Genomic DNA, 18,434 nt, shown 5'->3' on the forward strand with positions numbered 1-18,434 from the left:
TGCCCAGCCAGGATCGAACAGATGTTCGCTTTGAGGGTATTCGGGGTCAGCCGGTGGCGGCGTGGCTCTGGCGCGCCAGACGGTCCATCCGTTCTAGCAGGTAGTCGGAATCATCGCGAGAGATCGACTGCGGCGAGGTCAGGAAGCGCTGGATCATGTGCTCCTGAAAGCGCTCGCGATCCTGGGTCTTGCCGTCGAATTCCATGGCGTGGAAAGCATCGACCCCGGCCCGGAAGGCTGCATAGAGGCGCGACGGCAGGCCGGCTCGCTCGCAGATCGCCTTCAGGCCCAACTGGCCGGCGTCGTGGATCATCAGCCAGGTGCGGTGATGCGGAACCCCCGCCAACTCGGCGACGGCCCATTCGAAGAAAGTCATGTGGCCGTGAGCCAGGGCGCGCAGCAGCAGCGACGGCGTCAGCCGCTCCACGCGGTTCAGGTGCTGGACAAAGGCCTTGGGATCGGCCGTGCGGCCGGCCTGATCGACCAGGTCGATGGTCGCCCGTTCCTTGGCGCCGACCACCAGTTCCAGCACCCGCTCTGGCGACAGGGCGTGGTTGGTGAGGATGTAGTCGCGCAGACTGTCGCCGACCATGTCGATCAGACGTTCGCTGACGGCCAGCGGCAGGGCCGAGCGATAGGCTACGGCCTGCAGCACCTGCTCGGACTTGGAGAACCGGTCCAGCGCCTTTTGCAGAGCGGCGTCGGAGAAACGGGCGTTGTCGTTGGCGCAGATGACCGCAACGGCCTCTTCGGTCCCCGACTCCACGAGAACCGTGGTGACCCGGGTCGACAGCTTGGGCCGCTTGGCCACGGCCATCTGGCGCGCCGCGCCGCCCATGCGGACGATCTCGGCCAGGTCGTTGTCGCTGAACACCGGCGAGCAGGTGATGATCGGCAGAGAGATGCTCTCGACGTCTCGCGCGAGGCGGTTGGCGACGTCCGGCGGCAGGCTGGGCGAGTTTCTCAGCGTCACGGCCATGGCGCGACGCACCAGCTCGGCGGCGTCGGTGGCCATTACGCGCAGGATGTCATGAGCGATCTGGCGCTCGTCATCGGGCATGTCGGCGCGGTCGATGGTGCGGCAGAGCTTGTGCGCCGCCAGGGCGCGCTCGTCGGCCGTCGCGCCCTTGACGAGCATCCGGATATCGTTGTCGGTCAATGCCGCGCGGGTGGTGGCCATGGAAGGTTCGCCGAACCAGAGGGATGCAAGTTACCTCTACCATGGCCTGTTAGGCTTAATGATTGTTTGAACCGAAACCTGTGGATTAACGATACCCCGTAACTCGGCGCAAACCGTGATGGCCTAATGTCGGCGCTCAACATCCGAGGAATGCGACCCTTGTTCGCCGAGCGCCGCCCTTTTGAGTCCCCGACGCGCGGCGCGAACCTTGCCATGGCGCTTGACGGGCAGACTGCCCTATTGCCTTACGCGCTTGGGGTTTTCGCGGTCAGCCTGCCCATCTTCGTGTGGGTCGGATCGTTCGCCGCCAACGCCTTCTGGATCGTCGCCAGCTTCGTTGTTTTTGCCATCAACTGGGGCGCCTTCTACGGCGCCGTCAGCTGGTTGCGCGGCGAAGCGTCGCAAGATCTTAAACGTCGCGCCCGGGTCCAGCTTCTGGGCGGCATGCTCTGGGCTGTCACCGTCGCCCAGCTGTCGGCCTTCGCCGCCGCCGCCGGCCCCGTCCGGGAAACCCTGCTGCTGCTCGCCACGGCGGCGGCGGTGATGTGCATTTTCTTCTCGGCGACCTCGCTTCCCGCCCTGCTCCTGACGGCGCCCGTCGCCGCTGCCGGTCCGTTGGTCGCCCTGTTCTCTCGCCCGGAGAGCCGACATGCCGGCGTCATGGCCTGGGGGGCCATCGCCCTGACCCTGGCCTTGGCCCTGGTGCTCAACCGGATGATCCGCCGCCAGCACGCCATGGTCGAAGCGCACGACCACCTGATCGAGGAGCGCCTCGCCGTGCTCGACGCCGCTGAGCGCACGGCGCGTTCGAAGTCCGACATCGTCGCCACGCTCAGCCATGAGATCCGCAACGGCCTGACCGGCGTCACGCACGTGCTGGCCGCCGCCGCCGGAAAGGGCGGCCGCGCCGCCCCGTCCCGCGAACAGCTGAACGCCGCCCTCGACGCCGCCCATGACCTGATCGCGGTGCTGAACGCCACGCTCGACAGCGAGACCGCCGAGTCCGGCCGCCTGGCCGTCGACGCCCTGCCCTTCGACCCCGTCCGCCTGCTGCGCGACCTGGCCCTGCTGGAACGCCCCCACGCCATGGCCAAGGGCCTGGAGCTGGCGGTCCACGTCGATCCGCTGCTGGAGCGCCGCGTCCTTGGCGCCGTGCTGGCCGACGCCATGCGCACCCGCCAGATCATCGCCAACCTGCTGGGCAATGCGATCAAATATACCGTGCGTGGCCGGATCGAGGTTCGCATCGAACGTCGCGGCGACGTCGTGGCCATCGAGGTGGCCGACACCGGTCCTGGCCTGTCGGCCGAGGAACTGGAACACGCTTTCGAGCCTTTCCGCCGGGTGGAGCGCACCGGCGCGGGCGTCAATGGCGCCGGCCTTGGCCTGTCTCTGTCACGGCAGCTGGCCCGCCTGATGGGCGGCGCTCTGGAGGCCAGCAGCGCCGTGGGGGTGGGCAGCTGCTTCACCGTGACCCTGCCCTTCGACGAAACCCTCAACTGCGTGGCGGAAACCGAAGAAGAGGCGGCCCAGTCCGCCGAAGCGCCGGGCGCGCCGCGCAGCCTGCGCGTGCTGATCGCCGAGGACGACGCCCTCAACGCGGCGATGCTGCGCGCCATCCTTGAGCAGTTGGGCCATCAGGTGGTCCACGCCCAGAACGGTCGCCGCGCCGCCGACCTGGCGCGGATCGCCGATTTCGACCTGCTGATGCTCGCCGGCCGCATGCCTGTGCTCGACGGTCCCGGCGCGGCCGCTGCGGTGCGCGCCCTCGACGGCAAGAACCGATACCTGCCCATTATCGCGGTCACTGACGGCGACGCCGACGAGGCGCGCAACTGCACCGAGGCCGGCGCCGACATCGTCCTGCGCAAGCCGGTTTCCGTGGCCGGCGTGGCCCGTGCGGTGGCCGACGCCTCGGCTTTGCAACGTCTGTCCGTAGCCGCCAGGGCAGCCGCCTAGCGCGCCCTTTCGCTTTGGCTGCCGCCGGGTAAGCCTTCCAACCGCACCTTCCGTCCCGCACACTCGCCGCAACGAGAAGAAACGCGGGAGGATGCGATGCTGGAAGGACTCCGGGTCGTCGAACTGGCCACCTATATCGCCGCGCCCGGCGCGGCCGGGATCATGGCCGACTGGGGCGCCGACGTGATCAAGGTCGAGTCGCCGCAGGGCGATCCGATGCGGGGTTTCTTCGACAGCATCGGCTCCCAGCAGGACGCCAATCCGATCTTCGAGCTCGATAACCGGGGCAAGCGGGCCGTGGTGCTGGACATCCGCTCCGACGCAGGGCGCGAGGCGATGAGGGCCCTGGTCGCCACCGCCGACGTCTTCCTGACCAATGTCCGTCCCGGCGCCCTGACGCGGGCGGGCCTGGACCATGTGATGCTGAGGGCGGCCAATCCGCGTCTGATCTATTGCAGCGTCACCGGCTATGGCCTCGAAGGCCCCGACGCCGACAAGGCCGGCATGGACGTCGCCGCCTTCTGGTCGCGGGCTGGCGTGGGCTCGATCACCGCGCCGAAGGGGTCAGAGCCCTTCCCGATCCGCACGGGCATGGGCGACCACGTGACCTCGCTGGCCACGGTTTCGGCGATCCTGGCGGCGGTGTTCGAGCGCCAGAGCACCGGCGTCGGCCGCCTGGTCGAGACCTCGCTGATGCGGACCGGCGTCTATGCCATCGGCTCGGACATGGCGATCCAGCTGCGGTTCGGAAAACTGGCCTCCACACGTGGCCGACGCGAAGCGATCCAGCCACTGGCCAACTTTTTCAAGACTCGCGACGGGCGCTGGATCTGCCTGTTGTCGCGCCAGGGATCGCCTGACTGGGCCCAGATCGCCACAGCGGCCGGAAGGCCCGACCTCATCGAGGATTCGCGTTTCGTCTCGTCCCGGTCGCGGCGTGAGAACACGGGCCAGCTGGTCGATCTGCTCGACGCAGCTTTCGGGGCCATGGATTACGAAGAAGCCGCCGTCGCCCTCGACGCCGGTGACGTGACCTGGGCGCCGTACCAGACGCCGCGTGAGCTGGTGGCAGATCCCCAGGCCGAGGCCGCCGGATGCTTCGTAGACACGCCCGATGGCGCAGGCGGAACCTTCCGAGCCCCTGCGGCTCCGGCCCGCTTCCCGGGCGCGCAGGATGGCCCGCGTGGCCCCGCGCCAAAGCTCGGTGCGGATACGGCGGCGGTGTTCAGGCAATTGGGATGGTCCGAAGACCGCATCGCGGTCCTGACCGGTCCTAGCGGTTGATCTTGCTATCCTTGGCCTCGGCCAGAACGCGCAGCATCTCGCTGGAGAACATAGAACTAGCCAGGCGCTGGCCCGAGCCGGCGCCTGAGCCCAGGCTGCCGAAGGTGGTGTCTGCGTCCTGGGAGCCTCGCAGGATCAGCTCGACCACCGCCTCTTGCTGGTGCAGACGTTCCAGCCGCCGGCTGCTGGCATATTGCACAAAGCCCTGGTCGGCGCCCGTGTCCCTGGAGGGATCGACCGCGCTGCCGCCGCCGCCGGTCTTGGTCAGATTGGCATAGACCTCGCCGACCGTGGCCGCGCGCCCGTCCCGATAGAAGATCGAGCGATTGGCCTGGGCAGCTTCCGGAAACAGCGAGGCCGCGCTGGCGCCGGGGGTCTTGTTGGCGGCCTCGATCAGACGCGCCGAGCCTTGCGGACCCAGAAAGTGAGCAGCGTAGAGCTCGCCCGCGGTCGGGGTGCGCCCCACCCGGCCGCGCAGATAGGAGGCGTGATCCGAGGCCAGCTCGCCGGCCATCAGGGATGCTGCGTGTGGGTCCATCTTAAGGGCCAGCACGGCCTTGCGGGCCTCGTCTCCGGCTACCCTGAAGCGACCGTCCGAGCCTTGCGAGATCAGGTCGGCATAGCGGGCATAGCCGTATTTCGCGCCATGCTTCTTAAGCGTGCCCAGCCAGGTCTGATCGACGAACTGGAACAGGCCCGAGGCCGACGACGTCCGCGCCTTGGCGGCGGGGTTATAGCCGCTCTCGCGCTTGGCAGTGCCCATCAGGAACGTGAAATCGACCCCGGTCGCGCTGGAAGCGCGTTGGATCGCCGATTCTACGACACTGCGGATGGATTGGACGGCCATAGGCTCATGCCTGAACGATCATGGTTAATCGCCTCTTAACCACGCCGGTTTGGCGGGCGTCTGCCGCAACATGCCGCACCCCTCCGCATATAGAAAATCACAGCCGTACAAATTATCGATGATAGATTACGATTGTCATTTACAGCGTCAACCACCCGTGATGATCTAAACTTTACAAGCGTAATGTTCGAAAGGGAGATCATCATGGCCATCGCGCTCAATCCCCAAGGCTCCGGCATTCCAGGCCTGGATCGAGGTCCGCGCAAACCCTCACGAGTTCTGGTCGTGGCGCTCGGCGCGTCCGCTGCGGTCCACATCGGGCTGATCGCCTTTCTTGCCTATCAGAAGTACGTGACGCCCCTGCCGATGGCCGGTGACGAGCAGATCATCAGGCTAGAGCCCCCCTGGATCGAGCCTCCTCCTCCGCCCCCGCCCTCGACCCAGCGGCTGCCCTCGAACCCGATTCGCTTGCACTCGCCGCCAATTACGCCCTTCACCCCGCCCGTCACTCTTCCCATCGCGCCGCAAGACATCGTCACGCAGCCCGGCCTCGCGGGTCCGCAGACCCTGACGTCCGATCCGCCCGTCGTGGCCCCGCCGGTCCCGGCCAGGCCCAAGGTGATTACGGGCGTCAACTGGCTGCGAAAACCCTCGGCAGGGGACCTTGCGCGCTACTATCCGGATGGCGCAGCCCGCCGCGAGGTCTCGGGCAGCGCGACGCTCAACTGCGCGGTGGCCGCCAACGGCTCGGTGCGCAACTGCATGATCGTGTCGGAGACGCCCGTCGGAGAAGGCTTCGGCGATGCGGCCCTCAAGCTGTCGCGGTTCTTCCGTATGAGCCCGCAAACCGAGGACGGCCAGGCCGTCGATGGCGCGACCGTGCGCATCCCCATCCGCTTCAGCCTGTAGTCCGACCCTGTCGGCTTCCCGTTCGACTTGAAGCGCTGGCCGGGCCTCCTCGCGGGACCCGGCCATTTTTCCTGCGGTCAGTAGCTCTTCGGCAGACCCAGCACGCGCTCGGCGATGAAGTTGAGGATCATCTCGCGGCTGATCGGCGCGATGCGGGCGATCATTGCCTCCCGGAAATAGCGCTCGACGTCATATTCCTTGGCGTAGCCCATGCCGCCATGGGCCAAGACCGCGTTCTCGCAGGCGGTGAAGCCCGCCTCGGCGCCCAGATATTTGGAGGCGTTGGCCTCGGCCCCGCAATCCTTGCCCAGGTCGTAGAGCGCCGCCGCCTTGAAGGCCAACAGATTGGCCGACTCAAGCTCGGCCCACGACCGGGCCAAGGGATGGGCGACGCCCTGATTCTGACCGATCGGCCGACCAAACACGACGCGTTCCTTGGCGTAGGTCGTGGCCTTGGCGAGGGCCGCGCGCCCCAGGCCAATGGCCTCGACGGCGAACAGCACCCGCTCGGGGTTCAGGCCGTGCAGCAGATAGGCAAAGCCCTTGCCCTCCTCGCCCACCAGGTCGTCCTGGGGCACGAACAGGTCCTCGATGAAGAGCATGTTACATTCGACTGCCTTGCGACCCATCTTCGGGATCGGCTTGGCCTCGATCTTCTCGCTGTCGGTATAGAACAGCGACAGGCCCTGGGTCGGCTTGGCGCACTGGTCCTTGGGCGTGGTGCGGGCGATGATCAGGATCTTGTTGGCGCGCTGGGCGCCGGTGGTCCAGATCTTCCGGCCATTGAGCCGATAGCCGCCATCGACCTTCTCGGCCCGTGTTTCGAGGCTGGATGTGTCCAGGCCGGAATTGGGCTCGGTGACCGCAAAGCACATCTTGTCCTCGCCCGAGATCAGGCGAGGCAGGTGCCGGGCGCGCTGTTCGTCGGTGCCGAACTTCACGATCGGCATGGGGCCGAAGATGTTCAGGTGGATGGCCGAGGCGCCAGAAAAGCCCGCGCCCGACTGGGCCACCGCCTGCATCATCACCGCCGCTTCGGTCAGGCCCAGGCCCGCCCCGCCGACGCTCTCCGGCATGGCCACGCCCAGCCAGCCGCCCTGCGCGATGGCGGCGACGAATTCCTCAGGGAAGTTGCCGGTCTCATCCGTGCGGCGCCAGTAGTCGTCGTCGAAACCGGCGCACAGCTTGGCCACGCCCTCGCGGATCGCTTCCTGCTCTTCGGTCAGCCAGAATCCGGTCATCTCTTCCCCTGCTCGCCTACGCCTCGGGCTCTTTGTCGAAACGGCGAGCATTGAGGCGCGCCGCGTCCGGACCCGGGTCCTTGTTCGTCAGATACGCCGCGACCAGACCCGCTACAAGCGGAGCCAGCAGCCAGCCGTTGCGTCGCGCGCCAACCGCCAGCATGACACCGGGCCGCACGCTCCAGCCGACCAGCGGCAGGCCATCGGCGGTCGAGGCGCGCACGCCGACCTGGATTGTCGCGGTCGCCGTCTCCAGATCGGGCCGCAGCGCCTCCGCCGCCCGCAGCAGCGGAGCGGTCTTGGCGGGTTCGGGAGACCGATCGTCTTGGCCAAACTCCATCGTGGCCCCCACCACCATGGGCGCGCCGGGACACAGATAGACGCCCGCACCGCGCACAACCAAGCCCGTGGCTGGACCGCGATCCAGGCGAAGGATCTGCCCCTTGATCGGCGCCAGGACTGCGGTCTCCGGCGCCAAGGCGCCATCGCGCGCGGCGGCGCCCGTGGCCAGCACCAAGGCGTCGAAGCGCTCCACCCGTCCGTCCGACAGTGTCAGGGCGCCGTTCTCGAAACTGGTGATGGAGACGGCCTCGAAACGGGTCCCCAGCCTGCTGGCCGCCGTTCGGAACGTCGCCAGCGCCTTAAGCGCGTCCAGCCGCCAGTCCTCGGCAAGGATCAGGGATCCGTCGGCCTCGCGATCGTCCGGCAGGCCCAAAGCCTGTCGCCGCGCTCCGATCCCGCAGAGCCAGCCGGCCTCTCCCTCGATACGGACACCGTCCTGCAGGATCTCGACATCCAGCTCTTCGACAAAGGCCGGCCACAGGTCTCGAGCCCGACGTAAAAGGGCCAGATGCGGCGCCGAGGCCTCATCGAACACGGCCTCGCTGGCCGGCGCCAGCATTCCCGCCGCGACGCCGGAGGCGTTGTCGCCCGGCGCGGCCGGGTCGAAGACCGTCACGGGCAATCCGGCGCGCGTCAGGGCCAGGGCCGTCGCCAAGCCGAAGACGCCGGCGCCGGCCACCGCGATACGCGCGCCTGACACAGTTTCCATGCGGCGCAAACACCTCCCGAGGCGCCAAAGGTCAAGCCCTTGAAGGTCAGAAGTTTCGCACAACCTGATCGGCATGCTCCACCATCGCGCGCATTGACGCAGGGGCGTTGCGCGGACGTGACTATGGCGGTCAGCTAAGGTTATCTTGCGCTCTCCAGTGCGCCGCTCCCCCTCGGGAGGCTTTAGTTCGCGCCGCTGGAGGGAATGGATTGGCATGAACGATAAGCCCGCCGCCGACCTGGCTCACCCCGTCGACCTGTATGTCGGCGCCCGCCTGAGAATACGGCGCAAGCTCATGGGTCTCAGCCAGACGCAAGTGGCGGACGCCCTGGGTATCACCTTCCAGCAGATCCAGAAGTACGAGCGTGGTTCCAACCGCATCAGCGCGTCCAAGCTCTATGACGCGGCCCGCCTTCTGCAGGCTCCGGTGTCCTATTTCTTCGAGGGTCTCGACGAGACCGGCGACGGCAACGACGATGGCTTCGCCCAGCGCATGACCGAATTCGTCTCCACGCCGGAAGGCCTGGAACTGGCCGCCCTTTTCCCCAGACTTGATGATCGGCGCCTGCGCCGGCGTGTCGTCGATCTGGTCCGGGCCATGGTCGAAGACGACCCCAGCTGACCCCGAGGGCGGGCCATGTCGGTCCGCTTCCACATGTGATCGAACGATCCGGTCGGGCGTTGAAGGACGCGGCGCGGCTTTCGATCGCTTGCATCGCGACCCGGAATCCTAGACAAGGGGCTAATACTCTACCATTTAGATAGAATTTATCATGCCTCCTCTTCCCCTCGTCGCGGTCATCGGTGGCGGCTTCAGCGGCCTGATGACGGCCCTGCATCTGGTCCGGGCGGGAACGGTCCGCGTGCGGCTGATCGAGAAGAGCGCCAACTTCGCCCAAGGCGCGGCCTATTGCACGGCCAACCCCGATCATCTGCTCAATGTCCGGGCCGGCAATATGAGCGCCTGGCCGGACGAGCCCGGCCATTTCGCCCGCTGGCTCGCCGAGCGCCGACCAGGCGCCGACGCTTTCGCAAGCCGGGGAGAGTATGGCCTTTATCTGCAGGACCTGCTGGCCACCGCCGACGGCCAGACGCGCCTTTCGCTGGTCGCTGACGAAGCGGCCGGACTGGTCCCGCACCGGGATGGCTGGCGGTTGGATTACGCCAGCGGGAGTTCCGAGCCCGTCGATGCGGTCGTCCTGGCCCTCGGCAATCCTCCGCCCGCCACGCCCGCTGGCATAGGCCCCGAGGTCACCGGCGGGACCCTCTATCACGCCGATCCCTGGCGCCTTCCGCCCAAGACCGTCGGCGCCGCCGAGCTGCCGACACTGCTGATTGGCTCGGGCCTGACCATGGTCGACGTGGCGCTGAGCCTGGCCCGGTCGGCGCCCGGCCGACCGATGATCGCCCTGTCGCGCCGTGGGCTCGCCCCCTTGCCCCACGCGCCGACATCGCCGCTTGACGCTTGGACACCGCCTGCCGACGCCTCGCCAACGGCCCTGCTGGTCTGGATGAAGTCCGAAGCGCGCCGCCAGGGCTGGCGCGAGGCCATCGACGCCTTGCGCCCCTACACTCAAGCGATCTGGCGAGGCTGGAACAGGGTCCAGCGCGCCCGCTTCCTGCGCCATGCCCGGCCCTATTGGGACGTCCACCGCCATCGCCTCGCGCCGCAGGTGGCGGCTCGCATCCAGGCCTTGATCGACAGTGGAATCCTCGTCCAGCTCACTGGACGCATCCAGACGCTGACGACAGGTCCCCGGGGCCTTCAGTTGCGCTGGCTGCCCAGGGGTGAGAACGAGGCTCTGACCCTGGACGTGGGCCGCGCCATCAACTGCACCGGCCCCGGCGGGCCGGTGGGTGGCCATCACGATCGCCTGCTGGAAACCCTGCGCTCGGATGGCCAGGTGCGGCCGGACCCGCAGGGCCTTGGCCTGGATGTCGACATCGACGGCAGGCTGATCGGCGGCGATGGCGCGCCGCGTCCACGCCTGTTCGCTGTCGGTCCCGTGACGCGCGGGGCGATCTGGGAGATCACGGCTGTCCCGGACATCCGCGTGCAGGCCGCGCGGACAGCCCGCGCCGTGATCGAGGCGCTTGCCTAGAGCATTTTCCGATAAGTGTGAAACGGTTATCGGATCGAAAAAATGCTCTAAACTTTTGATTTAGAGCCCTTTTCGCCCAACCCTGATGAAGCCATCAGGTCAGAAAGGGCTCTAGCCGCTAGTCGAACGCCACCCGCAGGCCGATCCGGGCCATGCGGGGATTGGCGTAGCCGGCGACGCCGTCAGCGGTGCGCGAGACCTCGATCTCTTCGTTCAGCAGATTGTCGGCGGCCAGATAGGCCGTGACGCCCTTGGCCAGCCGCCAGTCGGCGCGGGCGTCGATCCGGAGGCCGGCGCCCAGGACCCGGCTGTTGAGATCGTCGTCGAAGCGTTTGCCTTCCCAGGTCAGGTCGGCGTCGAGTTTCAGGCGGTCGGAGACACGCCACTGCACGCCGGTGGTGGCGCTCCAGATCGGCGCCTGGGCGGGCCGCTTGCCCGTCAGCTGAGGCGCGACCCCGCCGCCATCCACCCGGGCGTCGGTGACGGACAGAGCCGCCTGAACATCGACCGCCGCGCCCAGCTTGCGGGTGACGCGCGCCTCAAGTCCGATGGCGGAGATCTCGCCGGTGTTGCGCCGCTCGCGCAGCACGCCGCCGGCCGGCACGAAGCCGGCGCGCGGGAAGGTCGCCGGTCCGGCGCCGAGGGTGACATTGGCGATGGGGTCCTCGATCCGGTTCCAGAACGCCGTCGCCTCGATCAGATGACTTTCGCCCTGGCTGGACACCCCGGCCTCGATGCCGAGCAACCGCTCGGGCCGCAGAGCGGCATTGGCCTCGGTGATGTCGTTGCCCACTCGGAAAGGCCTGTGCAGCTCGTTGAGGGTCGGCGGGCGAAAGCCGCTATAGGCCGCCAGCCGCAGCGCCCGCCCCAGCCCCAGATCGCGGCGCGCACCAAGGCGAGCCGTGGCGACCTGACCGTCGCGATCCACGGGCCGGTCGGCGAGCAGCACCGCGCCGGTGGCCGCGTCGCGCTCGATCCGCAGGCCGTTGCTGGACGTCCAGCGATCCAGGCGCAGGCCGCCGGCCAGCAGCCATTGGTCCCGCGTCCAGGCGCCCTCGACATAGGCGCCCGCCACCGAGGTCTCGCCGCCAGCCCGGCGATCCCGGGTGAAGGCGCCGGCCATGTAGCGGAAGCGCTCGCGCACCTCGCCTTCGGCGAACCGCGCGTCCAGGCCGACCTCGCCTTCGAACCGGGGCGAGTTCCAGCGCAAGGCGGCGTTGACGCCCCGGCCGGTCGCCGGCGTCGCGTACTGGTCGTTGGCCGGAGTGGTGGTCGCGCGGTTGGCGGCGACAGCGACGGAGCTGTTGGCCAGGTCGCTTTCACGCCGCCAGGCCTGCAGCCGCCAGCCCCAGCCGGTTTCCACCGGCGCCCGGGCAAGCGTGGCGCTGAGTGAGGAGCCCGTGGCCTTGGCCCGGGCGCCGGCCAGACCCGCCCCGCGATCTTCACTGTAGCCACCCAGGCGCACGGACAATTCGGCCTCGCCCAGCGGAGCGTCGAGCCGCAAGGCGGCGCTGCGAGCGTCAAGATCGACGGGCGTGTCCGCCGCGCCCCGGGCCGGGCCGCGCACCGGCGTATATCCGTCGCCATGGCTGTAGGCGCCGCTGGCGAACAGTTGAACGCCTCCGATCCGGCCCGCCCCGGCCGCCGAGGCGCGCGTCGTTTCGAACGTCCCGGTCGAGAGATCGGCAAGCGCGCCGGCGTCGCGTTCACGCAGGGAGATCACGCCGGTCAAAGCGCCCGCGCCATAGGGACCCGCCCCGGCGCCGCGCACGATATCGGCTCCGGCCAAGGCTTCCGGCGCGAGCTGAGACCAGATCACCCAACCGCCGAACGGATCGTTCAGCGGCGCGCCATCCAGCAGGACCAGCGTCCGCCCCGCCCCTGAAGGCGCGATGGCCCGCAGGCTGATCCCCTGGGTCGTCGGATTGGCCGAAAGGCTGGAGGTTCGTCGAAACAGCGACACGCCCGGCGTCTGGCTCAGCGCCTCGTCAACCCGGACCGCTCCGGCCAGATCCTTCTCGTCGATCCGCACGACCGAGAACGCCGCCTCCCCCCGCAACGGCGGCAGACGGGCGGCCGTCACCACCACGGGCGCGACGACAGGAGGCGGCAGATCAACGGGCAAGGGAATCATGTCTCATCTGAAGGGTCTCTGGCGTCCGGCGCCGAAGACCCGGCCGAATCTGCTGATCTTCGAGGTTCTCAACCTGCATCGCCGACGTGTTTCCAGAAAGGCCTATTGCGGTGTTTTCGCTCGCAGCACGCCCGCCACAGTCTCGGCCAGGGCATCGACATGGAACGGCTTGAGCAGAACCCTGGCCGACGCGCAGCCCGAGGTGTTCAGCGCGTCTGGGTCGGAATAACCGCTGGCGAACAGGATGCGCAGATCGGGATGCAGAGCCAGGGCGCGGCTCGCGACCTCGGCGCCGTTGAGGCCCGGCATGGCGAAATCGATGATCGCCAGGTCCGGCTTCCGTTCCTCGAGGAAGGCCAGGCCTTCCTCGCCATCGCTGGCGGCCGTGACGTCGTAGCCAAGGTTGCGCAAGGCCTCGCAGACGAATTCCCGGACGCCGCGATCGTCGTCGACAACCAGAATCGTTATGCCCGACTGTTCAGCGCGCGGGGCGGGTCTGGCGGCGGGTTGCTCCCGAACGGCTTCGCCCTCGACCCTTGGCAGCAGCAGGGTGACGGTCGTTCCTCCCCCGAGCACACTTTTGATCCGCGCGACGCCCTCCGCCTGCTTGGCGATGCCATAGACTTGGGCCAGACCCAGGCCTGTGCCCTTGCCGACACCTTTGGTCGTGAAGAAGGGATCGAAGGCCCGCGTCTTGACCGTCTCGGGCATGCCTGGTCCGTCATCGACCACCGACAGGGCCACATAGTCGCCGGCGGCCAGTTCGGGATCGTCCTGAACGCTGACAGGTTCACCGATGACAATCAGGCAGCCGCCGTCCGGCATGGCCGTCGCGGGCGTTGATCGCCAAGTTCAGAATGGCCAGTTCCAGCTGCGTCGGATCGGCGATCACCCAAAGGCTCTCGTCGGCGAACTCGAACGACAGATGGATGGTCGGCCCCAAGGTGGTGGACAGCAGGTCGCGCAGCCGCGGCGCCACCTCGCTCACCCCGACCGGACGCAGCTGCAGTTTCTGTTCGCGGGAGAACGCCAGGAGCTGAGCGGTCAGGCGCGCGCCACGCTCGGCCGCCTCGGCGGCGCTGTCGGCCCAGCGGCGCATACGACCGTCATCGGCGTGGCGACTGATCATCTGCAGATTACCGTGAACGGCCTGCAGCAAATTGTTGAAGTCGTGGGCTATGCCGCCGGTAAACTGTCCTATCGCCTCCATCTTCTGGCTCTGCCGCAACGGTCCTCGGCCTGTTCGCGGCGGACTTCCTGCTCGCGAGGCTGGGCGTTGGCCTCGGCCAGTTCGGCGGCTCGGGCGCTGCTTTCACGACTGGCGCGACCGAGCGACCGCTGCGAGACGCCAAACACGCTCAGCATCAGCACGGCCATGGTCAACAACAGGCCAAGACCGCCATGCCGTCCCAGCACCATTGGCCAGCGGTTCGCCCGCCGTGGCCAGATCGACCCGGCCAATCACAGCGCCCTCAGGCACCACTGGCGCGATGACCTCGACCCCGCTCTGGCCGCCGCGTTGAGCAGAACGCCCTGCGTATCGGCGGCCGAACGGCTCAGGATGTTGATGACGCCATTGACCGCGTTGGCGCCCCAGAGCGCGCCGCCGGGACCGCTGACCACTTCGATACGGTCCAGGTCGGCCAGTTGGACGATCTGCTGGCTCCACTCGACCCCGGCGGAAAAGGGACTGTAGACGCTGCGCCCGTCGATCATCACCAGCAGTTTGTTGGAGCTCTGGAACCCGCTCATGCCGCGCGCGCTGATCGCGTGGTCCAGCGCATCGACCCTACCGACCGACAGGTTGGGCGCCGGTCGCAGCGCCTCGGGCAAGATCTGAACGCCCGTGCGCAGGATGTCGGCGCGCTGAATGACATAGACCGACGCCGCTGCGGCTCTCAGAGCCTCCGGCCGCTTGGAGACCGTGGTCACTTCCAGTTGAGAGAGTTCTTCGAGCGAGAGATCGCCAAGCTGTTCGGGCGCGGACGAGGCGAGGCGGTACTCGCCGGCCTCGGTCTGGCTCGGCGTCTGCACTTGAGCGCTCGCGGCGCCCGCCAGGGTGATCGCCAACAGCAGCGATCCGCCCAGCCCTGTAACCCCCGTCATATCGACCACTTTTTATGCAATAGGCCACCCCATCGGCTACAGGCCGATACGCGGCTTCAAGGCAGAGGTTCCCGGAGATCCGGCAAGGTCATCGGCGTGCGCTCCACTCGAGACGAGGAACGCCCTAAGTACCACGCTCGTTGTCTGAGCCTGGGAGGCGCGCCATGGCGATTCAGGATCCTTCAGCTCTCGACTGTTCAGACGCCGCCGGATGCGTGGGTTTGATCTATTCGCCCCTCGGCTCGCCGGGCCTTTCCCGGCGCGGCGCCGGCAAGGGCTTTTCCTATCGCGATCCCGATGGGTGGCCGCTGAAGGACGCCGCGGCCCTGGCCCGGATCAAGCTGCTGGTCATTCCGCCAGCCTGGACGCAGGTGTGGATCTGTCCTGATCCGAACGGACACATCCAGGCGCTGGGTCAGGACGCCAAGGGCCGTCGGCAATATCTCTACCACCCGACATTCCGCGAGGCCCGCGACAGCCAGAAGTTCGATCACATGATCGCCTTCGCCAAGACCCTGCCCCGCCTGCGCCAGCAGGTCGACAGGGACATGGCGACGCGCGGTTTGGGGCGGCGCAAGGTGGTCGCCACGGTCGTCCGCCTGCTGGAAACCACCATGGTCCGGATCGGCAATGCCGCCTATGCGCGCGACAACAAGAGCTATGGCCTGACGACCCTGCTGACGCCTCACGTCCAGGTCGAGGGTGCGCAGCTGAAGTTCCACTTCAAGGGCAAGAGCGGCAAGATCTGGCGACTGGGCGTCGAGGACCGGCGCGTCGCACGCATCGTCAAGAGCTGTCAGGAGCTGCCCGGCCAGCGCCTGTTCCAATATCTCGACGAGGACGGCCAGCGGCAGACCGTCAGCTCGGCCGACGTCAACGCCTACCTCAAGGAGGCCAGCGGCGCCGGCATCACCGCCAAGGACTTCCGCACCTGGGCCGGCGCGGTCCTGACCGCCTGGGCGCTGGTCGAGGCCGGTCCGGCCACCAGCGCGACCGCCGCCAAGAGGACCGTCGCCCAGGTGATCAAGGCGGTGGCGGCGCGGCTGGGCAATACGCCCACCGTCTGCCGCCAGTGCTACGTCCACCCGGAGATCATCACGGCCTATCTCGAGGGCGAGCTGAAGCTTCGACCCCGCAAGAGCCGGGCCCAATCCGACACGCCATCGCTGGCCGCCGAGGAAGCCGCAGTTCTGGCGTTCCTGCGTGGACGCACGGCCGGCAAACGCGCTGACCCCGCGTCCCAGCGAGAGGCCGCTTGATGGCTAGCCCAGTCCGAGCCTTCCGGGTCCGCGGCCGCCACGCCGATGGCCACCATGCCCGACTGGTTAACGAGGCCAGCTTCGAGGCGGCCGCCATCGCGTATATCGAGGACGTCCATCCCGTCACCGACGATGGCGACACGGTCGGCGTCATCGTCCGCGATATCGAGAGCGGCCATGAGCACTGTTTCTGGATTGATCTCGACACTGGCGAAACCGCCCCCTGCGACTGACAGAACCAACAGCCCGCCAAGTCGTTGAGTCGAGTCTCGCGGGCTCACCCCGTCTGGAGAAGCGACATGGCTCCCCGCCCGACCTGGCAAGGACATCTCAAACTGTCCCTCGTGACGTGCCCCGTCGCGCTCTACACGGCCATCGACTCCGGCGGCGACGTCCACTTCAACCTGATCAATCCCAAGACCAACAACCGCATCAAGATGATCACCACCGACCCTGACACCGGTCCGATCGAGCGGTCGGAACTGGTCAAGGGTTACGAGGTCAGCAAGGGCAACTACATCCTCCTCAGCGACGACGAGATCAAGTCGGTGAAGCTGGAGAGCACCAAGACCATCGATATCGAACGGTTCGTGCCCGCCGAAGAGATCGACCGCATCTATTGGGACAATCCCTACTACCTGGCCCCGGACGGCAAGCTGGCCCAGGAGGCCTTCGGCGTCATCCGCACGGCCCTGGAACAGTCGGGCCAGATCGCCCTGGGCCGGGTGGTCCTGTCGACGCGCGAACGCGTGATGGCGCTGGAGCCGCGCGGCAAGGGCATACTGGCCTACTCACTGCGTAGCCGCGACGACGTGCGCAAGGCCGAGGACGTGTTCGGCGGCATCAGCGACGCCAAGCCAGACGCCTCGATGATCGCCATCGCCCGCAAGATCATCGAGCAGCAGGAAGGTCCGTTTGATCCCGACGCCTTCGTCGATCGCTACGAAGAGGCCCTCAAGGCGCTGATCGCCGACAAGCAGAAGGGCCACAAGACCGTCGCCGCCGCCGAGCCGGAGGACACCAATGTCATCGACCTGATGGCGGCTCTGCGCGCCAGCCTGGAGGGCAAGGGCGAGAAGCCGGCCAAGGCCCCGGCCGCCTCCAAGCCCGAAAAGGGCGCCAAGGCCGCTCCGACCAAGGCAAAGTCGAGGAAACGCGCGGCAGGCTAGAGAATTTGGCGGACAGCCAGGTTCCAGCGGAACCTTGGCGATGCCGTAGCGGTTTCAGGGTGCGTCAATTGATGGCCAGCCAGGGACTCCTCTGAAGGCCGAGCAGGGGATTCTTCCATGCGCATCGCCCAGGTCCCACCGCTTTACGAAGCTGTCCCCCCTCGCCTCTACGGGGGTACCGAGCGTGTCGTGGCGCATCTGACCGACGCCCTTGTCGAGCTTGGCCACGACGTCACCCTGTTCGCCAGCGCCGAGGCCCAGACCAAGGCGAAACTGGTGGTCGTGCGCGATCAGGCGATCCGGCTGGACCCCGCCCCGCTCAAGTCCGATCTGGCCGCCCATCTGGCCATGCTGCTGGAAGTCCGCGATCGCGCCGCAGAGTTCGATGTCATCCACTTCCACACCGACATGCTGCAGTTTGGCCTGTTCGCCGACATGGCGAGCAAAACCTTGACCACCCTGCACGGCCGGCTTGACCTGAAGGACCTGCCCAACCTCTATCGGCGCTTTCCGCAATTTGGCCTGGTTTCGATCTCCGACTCCCAGCGGGCCCCTCTGCCCGAGGCCAATTGGGTGGGCACAGTGTTGCACGGGCTGCATTCCGACACCGACACCTATCGTGCGAACACAGATGGCTACCTGGCCTTCCTGGGGCGCATCTCTCCCGAGAAGGGCCCCCAGAGCGCCATCGCCATAGCCAAGAGCGTCGGCCGCAAGCTGAAGATCGCCGCCAAGATCGATCAGGCCGATGTCGGCTATTTCCATCAGGTGGTCGAGCCGCTGCTCGCCGACCCGTTGGTCGAATTCATCGGCGAGATCGGCGACCAGCAAAAGAGCAGGTTCCTGGGCGGCGCTGATGCGCTGCTGTTTCCCATCGACTGGCCAGAGCCCTTTGGCCTGGTGATGATCGAGGCCATGGCCGCGGGCACACCTGTGATCGCTTACGACCGCGGCTCGGTCCGTGAGGTGATCGAGGACGGCCTTACCGGCTTCATCGTGGACAGCGAGGCCGAAGCCGCCGCCGCCGTGGGTCGTCTGGGGGAACTCAGCCGCCGCGCCATTCGCGACCGCTTCGACCTGCGCTTCTCGGCCACAGCCATGGCCCGGCGATATCAGAACCTCTACGAACAGATGATCGAGACAGGCGTTGCGGGTCTAGGCAGCCTGGCTCGACGCGCCTGACGCAAGAGGGC

The 18,434-nt window shown here is 67.5% G+C and carries 18 protein-coding genes; 9 read left to right on the forward strand and 9 right to left on the reverse strand.

Annotation, left to right across the window (positions count from 1 at the left end):
- Window positions 1-46: 46 nt before the first annotated feature.
- Complete coding sequence (spbR, locus tag ACP69S_RS00875; protein WP_425993944.1) at window positions 47-1,180, reverse strand: pole-localized protein SpbR; 1,134 nt, start codon at window positions 1,178-1,180, stop codon at window positions 47-49.
- A 159-nt stretch (window positions 1,181-1,339) separates the two neighbouring features.
- Here spbR and ACP69S_RS00880 point away from each other — a divergent pair, with 159 nt between their 5' ends.
- A complete protein-coding gene (locus tag ACP69S_RS00880; RefSeq protein ID WP_425993946.1) occupies window positions 1,340-3,139 on the forward strand; it encodes a hybrid sensor histidine kinase/response regulator in 1,800 nt (599 codons plus the stop codon).
- A 96-nt stretch (window positions 3,140-3,235) separates the two neighbouring features.
- Window positions 3,236-4,423 (forward strand): CaiB/BaiF CoA transferase family protein, encoded by a 1,188-nt coding sequence (locus tag ACP69S_RS00885; RefSeq protein WP_425993947.1) that lies wholly within the window; start codon window positions 3,236-3,238, stop codon window positions 4,421-4,423.
- Here the strand turns inward: ACP69S_RS00885 and ACP69S_RS00890 are convergent.
- Window positions 4,413-5,270 carry a transglycosylase SLT domain-containing protein gene (locus ACP69S_RS00890; RefSeq protein WP_425993949.1) on the reverse strand — a complete coding sequence of 286 codons (858 nt, stop codon included), beginning with the start codon at window positions 5,268-5,270 and terminating at the stop codon, window positions 4,413-4,415. The two genes, ACP69S_RS00885 and ACP69S_RS00890, sit on opposite strands and share 11 nt — an antisense overlap.
- Window positions 5,271-5,474: 204 nt before the next feature.
- Between ACP69S_RS00890 and ACP69S_RS00895 the strand changes: the two genes are divergently transcribed.
- A complete protein-coding gene (locus ACP69S_RS00895; protein ID WP_425993951.1) occupies window positions 5,475-6,179 on the forward strand; it encodes an energy transducer TonB family protein in 705 nt (234 codons plus the stop codon).
- Window positions 6,180-6,256: 77 nt separating this feature from the next.
- On the opposite strand, the gene ACP69S_RS00900 is transcribed toward ACP69S_RS00895, so the two are convergent.
- Window positions 6,257-7,420: an acyl-CoA dehydrogenase family protein gene (locus ACP69S_RS00900; RefSeq protein ID WP_425993953.1), complete on the reverse strand. Its 1,164-nt coding sequence runs from the start codon at window positions 7,418-7,420 to the stop codon at window positions 6,257-6,259.
- A 16-nt stretch (window positions 7,421-7,436) separates the two neighbouring features.
- Window positions 7,437-8,471, reverse strand: a complete 1,035-nt coding sequence (locus ACP69S_RS00905; protein WP_425993955.1) for an NAD(P)/FAD-dependent oxidoreductase — start codon at window positions 8,469-8,471, stop codon at window positions 7,437-7,439.
- Between the two features lie 214 nt (window positions 8,472-8,685).
- On the opposite strand from ACP69S_RS00905, the gene ACP69S_RS00910 reads away from it, so the two are divergent.
- Together ACP69S_RS00910 and ACP69S_RS00915 are read left to right on the forward strand one after the other, a co-directional pair.
- Window positions 8,686-9,093 carry a helix-turn-helix domain-containing protein gene (locus ACP69S_RS00910; RefSeq protein ID WP_425993957.1) on the forward strand — a complete coding sequence of 136 codons (408 nt, stop codon included), beginning with the start codon at window positions 8,686-8,688 and terminating at the stop codon, window positions 9,091-9,093.
- Between the two features lie 151 nt (window positions 9,094-9,244).
- Entirely contained in the window at window positions 9,245-10,573 is a 1,329-nt protein-coding gene (locus ACP69S_RS00915) for an FAD/NAD(P)-binding protein (RefSeq protein ID WP_425993959.1), read from the forward strand.
- A 118-nt stretch (window positions 10,574-10,691) separates the two neighbouring features.
- Here the strand turns inward: ACP69S_RS00915 and ACP69S_RS00920 are convergent, their stop codons facing one another.
- The 5 genes from ACP69S_RS00920 to ACP69S_RS00940 all read right to left on the reverse strand — a co-directional run bounded on the left by ACP69S_RS00920 (window position 10,692) and on the right by ACP69S_RS00940 (window position 14,813).
- Window positions 10,692-12,707 (reverse strand): TonB-dependent receptor, encoded by a 2,016-nt coding sequence (locus ACP69S_RS00920; RefSeq protein ID WP_425993961.1) that lies wholly within the window; start codon window positions 12,705-12,707, stop codon window positions 10,692-10,694.
- A 102-nt stretch (window positions 12,708-12,809) separates the two neighbouring features.
- Complete coding sequence (locus ACP69S_RS00925; protein ID WP_425993963.1) at window positions 12,810-13,532, reverse strand: response regulator; 723 nt, start codon at window positions 13,530-13,532, stop codon at window positions 12,810-12,812.
- Window positions 13,498-13,917, reverse strand: coding sequence for a histidine kinase dimerization/phospho-acceptor domain-containing protein (locus ACP69S_RS00930; RefSeq protein WP_425993965.1), 420 nt, complete (start codon window positions 13,915-13,917; stop codon window positions 13,498-13,500). The genes ACP69S_RS00925 and ACP69S_RS00930 overlap by 35 nt, the downstream gene beginning before the upstream one ends.
- Window positions 13,905-14,168: a hypothetical protein gene (locus tag ACP69S_RS00935; RefSeq protein ID WP_425993967.1), complete on the reverse strand. Its 264-nt coding sequence runs from the start codon at window positions 14,166-14,168 to the stop codon at window positions 13,905-13,907. Before ACP69S_RS00935 ends, ACP69S_RS00930 begins: the two co-directional genes overlap by 13 nt.
- Window positions 14,169-14,813, reverse strand: a complete 645-nt coding sequence (locus ACP69S_RS00940; protein ID WP_425993969.1) for a TonB-dependent receptor plug domain-containing protein — start codon at window positions 14,811-14,813, stop codon at window positions 14,169-14,171. It lies immediately after the preceding gene.
- A gap of 164 nt (window positions 14,814-14,977) precedes the next feature.
- Between ACP69S_RS00940 and ACP69S_RS00945 the strand changes: the two genes are divergently transcribed.
- The 4 genes from ACP69S_RS00945 to ACP69S_RS00960 all read left to right on the forward strand — a co-directional run bounded on the left by ACP69S_RS00945 (window position 14,978) and on the right by ACP69S_RS00960 (window position 18,423).
- The gene (locus ACP69S_RS00945) at window positions 14,978-16,072 is read left to right on the forward strand and encodes a DNA topoisomerase IB (RefSeq protein WP_425993971.1); all 1,095 of its coding nucleotides are present in this window, start codon (window positions 14,978-14,980) and stop codon (window positions 16,070-16,072) included.
- The gene (locus ACP69S_RS00950; RefSeq protein WP_425993973.1) at window positions 16,072-16,305 is read left to right on the forward strand and encodes a DUF5961 family protein; all 234 of its coding nucleotides are present in this window, start codon (window positions 16,072-16,074) and stop codon (window positions 16,303-16,305) included. Before ACP69S_RS00945 ends, ACP69S_RS00950 begins: the two co-directional genes overlap by 1 nt.
- Before the next feature lie 66 nt (window positions 16,306-16,371).
- Window positions 16,372-17,241: a Ku protein gene (locus tag ACP69S_RS00955; RefSeq protein ID WP_425993975.1), complete on the forward strand. Its 870-nt coding sequence runs from the start codon at window positions 16,372-16,374 to the stop codon at window positions 17,239-17,241.
- Between the two features lie 117 nt (window positions 17,242-17,358).
- Window positions 17,359-18,423, forward strand: coding sequence for a glycosyltransferase family 4 protein (locus ACP69S_RS00960; protein WP_425993977.1), 1,065 nt, complete (start codon window positions 17,359-17,361; stop codon window positions 18,421-18,423).
- Window positions 18,424-18,434: the final 11 nt, after the last annotated feature.

Source organism: Caulobacter sp. DWR1-3-2b1, from assembly GCF_049895765.1.
GTDB lineage: Bacteria > Pseudomonadota > Alphaproteobacteria > Caulobacterales > Caulobacteraceae > Caulobacter.

Coding starts and splice junctions, on each gene's coding strand:
- spbR (WP_425993944.1), bottom strand. CDS start 1,180: ATGGCCACCACCCGCGCGGCATTGACCGACAACGATATCCGGATGCTC.
- ACP69S_RS00885 (WP_425993947.1), top strand. CDS start 3,236: ATGCTGGAAGGACTCCGGGTCGTCGAACTGGCCACCTATATCGCCGCG.
- ACP69S_RS00890 (WP_425993949.1), bottom strand. CDS start 5,270: ATGGCCGTCCAATCCATCCGCAGTGTCGTAGAATCGGCGATCCAACGC.
- ACP69S_RS00895 (WP_425993951.1), top strand. CDS start 5,475: ATGGCCATCGCGCTCAATCCCCAAGGCTCCGGCATTCCAGGCCTGGAT.
- ACP69S_RS00900 (WP_425993953.1), bottom strand. CDS start 7,420: ATGACCGGATTCTGGCTGACCGAAGAGCAGGAAGCGATCCGCGAGGGC.
- ACP69S_RS00905 (WP_425993955.1), bottom strand. CDS start 8,471: ATGGAAACTGTGTCAGGCGCGCGTATCGCGGTGGCCGGCGCCGGCGTC.
- ACP69S_RS00910 (WP_425993957.1), top strand. CDS start 8,686: ATGAACGATAAGCCCGCCGCCGACCTGGCTCACCCCGTCGACCTGTAT.
- ACP69S_RS00915 (WP_425993959.1), top strand. CDS start 9,245: ATGCCTCCTCTTCCCCTCGTCGCGGTCATCGGTGGCGGCTTCAGCGGC.
- ACP69S_RS00920 (WP_425993961.1), bottom strand. CDS start 12,707: ATGATTCCCTTGCCCGTTGATCTGCCGCCTCCTGTCGTCGCGCCCGTG.
- ACP69S_RS00925 (WP_425993963.1), bottom strand. CDS start 13,532: ATGCCGGACGGCGGCTGCCTGATTGTCATCGGTGAACCTGTCAGCGTT.
- ACP69S_RS00930 (WP_425993965.1), bottom strand. CDS start 13,917: ATGGAGGCGATAGGACAGTTTACCGGCGGCATAGCCCACGACTTCAAC.
- ACP69S_RS00940 (WP_425993969.1), bottom strand. CDS start 14,813: ATGACGGGGGTTACAGGGCTGGGCGGATCGCTGCTGTTGGCGATCACC.
- ACP69S_RS00945 (WP_425993971.1), top strand. CDS start 14,978: ATGGCGATTCAGGATCCTTCAGCTCTCGACTGTTCAGACGCCGCCGGA.
- ACP69S_RS00950 (WP_425993973.1), top strand. CDS start 16,072: ATGGCTAGCCCAGTCCGAGCCTTCCGGGTCCGCGGCCGCCACGCCGAT.
- ACP69S_RS00955 (WP_425993975.1), top strand. CDS start 16,372: ATGGCTCCCCGCCCGACCTGGCAAGGACATCTCAAACTGTCCCTCGTG.
- ACP69S_RS00960 (WP_425993977.1), top strand. CDS start 17,359: ATGCGCATCGCCCAGGTCCCACCGCTTTACGAAGCTGTCCCCCCTCGC.